This window comes from Enterococcus sp. 5B3_DIV0040 (genome assembly GCF_002140755.1).
In the GTDB taxonomy this organism is placed as follows: Bacteria; Bacillota; Bacilli; order Lactobacillales; family Enterococcaceae; genus Enterococcus_D; species Enterococcus_D casseliflavus.
Window position 1 is genome coordinate 374,422 of record NZ_NGLC01000003.1, and the last position, 4,585, is coordinate 379,006.

General features: G+C 32.2%; 2 protein-coding genes and 1 pseudogene. 2 read left to right on the forward strand and 1 reads right to left on the reverse strand.

Translation table 11 applies throughout. The features are described 5' to 3' along the window. Nucleotides 1–925 precede the first annotated feature (925 nt). Nucleotides 926–1,203: pseudogene (locus tag A5883_RS19690) on the reverse strand (hypothetical protein); the annotation flags it as partial. Between the two features lie 290 nt (nucleotides 1,204–1,493). On the opposite strand from A5883_RS19690, the gene A5883_RS18905 reads away from it, so the two are divergent. Together A5883_RS18905 and A5883_RS18910 are read left to right on the forward strand one after the other, a co-directional pair. Continuing rightward, on the forward strand, nucleotides 1,494–2,366 hold the full coding sequence (locus A5883_RS18905; RefSeq protein WP_254907917.1) for a restriction endonuclease: 873 nt from the start codon (nucleotides 1,494–1,496) through the stop codon (nucleotides 2,364–2,366). Between the two features lie 55 nt (nucleotides 2,367–2,421). Further along, the coding region (locus tag A5883_RS18910; RefSeq protein ID WP_176324043.1) for a DEAD/DEAH box helicase at nucleotides 2,422–4,585 on the forward strand (2,164 nt) is incomplete at its 3' end.

Genomic DNA, 4,585 nt, shown 5'->3' on the forward strand with positions numbered 1-4,585 from the left:
GTATTGTTTTTTGCTTGTTTGCTCTTAGTTACTATTATGTTAGGAGTGAAGTTAATAATTAGTAAAACTATATATATTATTTTGCAGTTTATGAAAAATAAATAGATATCAGTAATGCAAGCTTTTACTATCCTAATTAATCAGAAATAAAAAGGACAACGTAAGACAACAAATTAGAGAATATTTTTATTTCTAATGATTTAACAGGCAGAAAAAAAGAGAATGGATAAGTTTGAAAAAATATCACGTGAACCACATCCGTAATCGCAGAAAAAAGGTAAACTAAATAAAAGGGCATTTAAACACTTTCGAATTATATCAAATCAACTAACTTGACATCCGTGACTTTTTGTAGATTGAATCACTTTTTAAATAAACAGCTTTTTAATTGAAGCAACATATTCTTGATAGTGATAAAGAGTGGGATTATATTTTTCATCTTTTTTGAGAATATGGTAAACCGCCACAAGTAACCGACGAGCAATCACAATTATTGCTTTCTTGTGATCTTTATGCTTTTTGAAGTTGTAGATACTTGTTTAGGTGTTTGTTTTTTCAGATTTCACCACGGCATTCGCTACTTCGATAAGCAATGGTTTGAGATAGCGATCTACTTTAGATTTTCAAGTTAAATACTTTTTACTAGCATTGTTGTTATTGGCAGGAACGACTTCAGCCTAAGAGTGGATTTTCCAAGTACATCAGAAATGATACTTGCAATTTGAAGATTTGCCTAAGTAAGCCAGTTATGATAGCGTTTTTTTCACCAGTTTGCGAAATAAATTCCGAAAGGAATGTGTTATTCAATAAATTTTATACTTATAGACACTTGAATGAAAGCTGTTAGACAAAATATATTTTACGAGGACTGATGAGTTGTGCAAAATCAAATCTGGGTCAGAATGAACCACATTCTGGCTCAGATTTTTCTCTCGAATTGCCTTGATATACTTTGGGTGAGCTAAACAGATGTTATTTCGTTCTCAAGGATGGCATAGATAGGAATACAGTATTTCCCAGTTGATTTTAAACAAACATGGAAACAAGAGTGAAATTCAAGTCATTTTTCAGCTCTTTCAAACCGTCCTTAAACGGTGAAAAGCGACGACGCTTGTATTGAGTGATTCTTTCGTTGTCAGTGATTGCGATCACAGCGATAACGAAAATGATAATGTTCTGATGGATACGATTTAATGTTATAATTGATTTTGAAAGCTGTTGTTATCAAGGATTTGTTAGGATTAAGAAAATTGAAATACTTTGAAACTTGATTTAACGCTTAGAGTAAAAGAGTGAATGGGTGGAAACTGCACACCTTGGTTGACTGGTTTACTGTTAGCGTTAAATAGTATGGAGAGCGTTAAAATGTATGAAGATTACAAAATAGAGAATGCTCAGTAAATAACGCTAAGGACTAGAAGTCATTAATGCTTGTCAACTGGGACGCTAGTTGAGGCAATCTATCAAAAATACATTAAGGGAGGATCCTGAAAATGTTTGTTTTCTCGGAAGATACTTGCATAGATGAAAATATGATAAAAATAACTGGTGCTGATATTGAAGAGAATTTTATTCGAGAAAAAATGCCGGATGTGCTAGATATTTTACTGGTAGATAGAACAAAAAGCACCCAGAGAAAACAAAAAAATATAATTTGGGGGCATAACCAATATAGCCATTACGACAAAAAAGCTTACTCTGCAGAGTCTGAAATTTTTGCTAATTTAATTACTGGCAATATGAAAGATTTAATTATGCCAAGAGCTCTAAAGACCGATTTAGAAAAACAAGAAAGAACGAAATCAAAAGCTGAAGTTTTTACCCCTTTATGGACTATAAAAAAACAAAATGATTATTTAGAAAAGGACTTTTTGGATCTTAATCTTGAACAGTATGTTCAAAAAACATGGCTAGAAATTACCTGTGGTGAAGGTCCATACATGGTATCTAGATACGATGTTGAAAAGGGATATTTAGTGCCTATAAAAGATAGACAAGGATTCGTGGACAGGAAACTGAAAAGAATAAATTTAGAAGTAGATAATAAGGCTGAATGGCAACGTCTTGTAGAAGAAGCATACAAAGCCAGTTATGGATATGAATGGAATGGGGACTCACTTCTTATTGCAAGAGAAAATATGCTCTATACTTATAGAGATTATTATATTTCAAAATGGAACGAAGAACCGATACTAGGACTTTTCAAAAAAATAGCCACTATTATTAGCTATAATGTGTTTCAAATGGACGGACTTAAATTTATAGTTCCATTTAGTGAGAAAAAAGAAAAGGCTATCAATATTCAATTATCTCTTTTTGATATAGAACCTGAGGAGCAGTGGATAATTAAAAAAGGAAAAAAGTAAAAATAATGAACTGGAGCACAGGTAAGATGGAGTATTTTACGAGGAGTAAAATAAAGTGAGTGTAAGTGAGAAAATTAAAACAGTAAAGACAATATATCCGCAGATATATGCATATACACTTCCGGATATTAATAGCAAAGATGGCTGGGTTAAAATTGGATACACAGAAAGAGAAAATGTAGATAGTAGAATTCTTGAACAAACAAGAACAGCAGCTATAAAGTTAAATTACGATAAATTGTGGAGTGGACCTGCAAAATTTAATAATTCAGATGGGTGGTTTAAAGATTATCAACTTCATTCTTATCTAATAAAACAAAAGCATAGGGAGCAAGAAAAAGGGAGCGAATGGTTTTATTATAATGGTTACCCTGATAAGTCATATTCAGATTATTTAGATTATTGTAATTTTAAGATTAACCAAGAGTCTGAACAAATGGATTATCAGCTTAGATTTGAGCAAGAAGAAGCCATCAAGAAAACTTTATCTTACATGAAGAAATACAAAGGCAATGAAGAGCTAAAGTTTTTATGGAATGCTAAACCTAGATTCGGAAAGACGTTAACCACCTATGATCTTGCCAGACGTTTAAATGCAAGTCGTGTGTTAATTGTTACTAATCGTCCAGCAATTGCTAATTCTTGGTACGATGATTTTGAAAAATTTATTGCATGGCAAACTGATTATGCATTTGTTTCTACTACAGATTCGTTAAAAGATAGACCAGTTTTAGAGAGAGAAGATTTTGTTAGACAGTTGTGCAGTGAAAATGGTAAAAAATCACTGATTTCCTTTATTTCATTACAGGATTTAAAAGGTGCAATTGATTTTGGTGGACCTTACCAAAAACTTGCTTGGGTGAAGGATTTGGAATGGGATCTCTTGGTAATAGACGAATCTCATGAAGGTGTTGATACGATAAAAACAGATGTGGCCTTTAGGAAAATTAAAAGTAGATTTAGTTTGTATTTATCAGGTACACCTTTTAAGGCTATAGCTTCGGGTGATTTTAGAGAGGATCAAATTTTTAACTGGAGTTATGCTGATGAGCAAAAAGCAAAGCAAAACTGGAAAGACTCGAATAAGAATAATCCTTATAAAAATTTGCCACAACTGAATATGTTTACTTATAAAATGAGTGAGATGATAACTGAAGAAGTAAACAAAGGTGCAGATATAGATGGCGAAAATGTAGACTATGCTTTTGATCTTAATGAATTTTTTTCAACAAATGATGACGGTAGTTTTGTATATGAATCAGACGTTATAAAGTGGCTTGATAGTTTAACAACAAGAGAGAAGTACCCATTTTCTACATCTAAATTAAGGAATGAATTAAAACATACATTTTGGCTGTTAAATCGGGTCGCTAGTGCAAAGGCACTAGAAAAACTTTTAAAGACACATAAAACATTTAGTGATTATAAAGTTATATTAGCTGCTGGAGATGGTCGCTCAACGGATGACCAAATCATTAATGAAAAATCACTAGAACGTGTCCGTAAAGCAATTAATAAATATGAAAGAACAATTACACTTTCTGTAGGACAATTAACTACAGGCGTAACTGTTCCAGAATGGACAGGTGTCTTGATGTTAACTAATATAAAATCGCCTAGTCTGTATATGCAGGCTGCTTTTAGGGCGCAAAATTCATGGGTCTACGAAGAGAATGGTCAAATGAAACAGAAGCAAAACGCATATATTTTTGACTTTTCACCTGAAAGAACATTAATAATATATGATGAATTTGCTAATAATTTAAATGCTGAAACAGTAAGTGGTTCAGGAACTACAGATGATAGAGAAAATAACATTAAAACACTACTCAATTTCTTCCCTGTTATAGCGGAGGATGAAGACGGTAGTATGGTTGAACTCGATGTTACAAAAGTTTTAACTATTCCCAAAACGATTAAAGCTAGAGAAGTTGTTAGAAGAGGATTTATGTCTAATTTCTTATTTCAAAATGTATCTGGAGTCTTCTCTTCAGAAAAAGCGCGTGAAATATTAGAAAAATTAGAACCTGTCGAGCGAGGAAAAAATAAAACAAGAAAAACTGATGAAAAAATAGACACTCTTGGAATTGAAGTAAATGAGTTAGGAATAGTGAAAATTGATGAAGACGAACTGAAAAATACTGTTGAAGCTAAATTTGGAAAGAAAATTTATAAGGATTTTGATTATACTTATGAAGCATTAGAAAAGAATAGTAAAG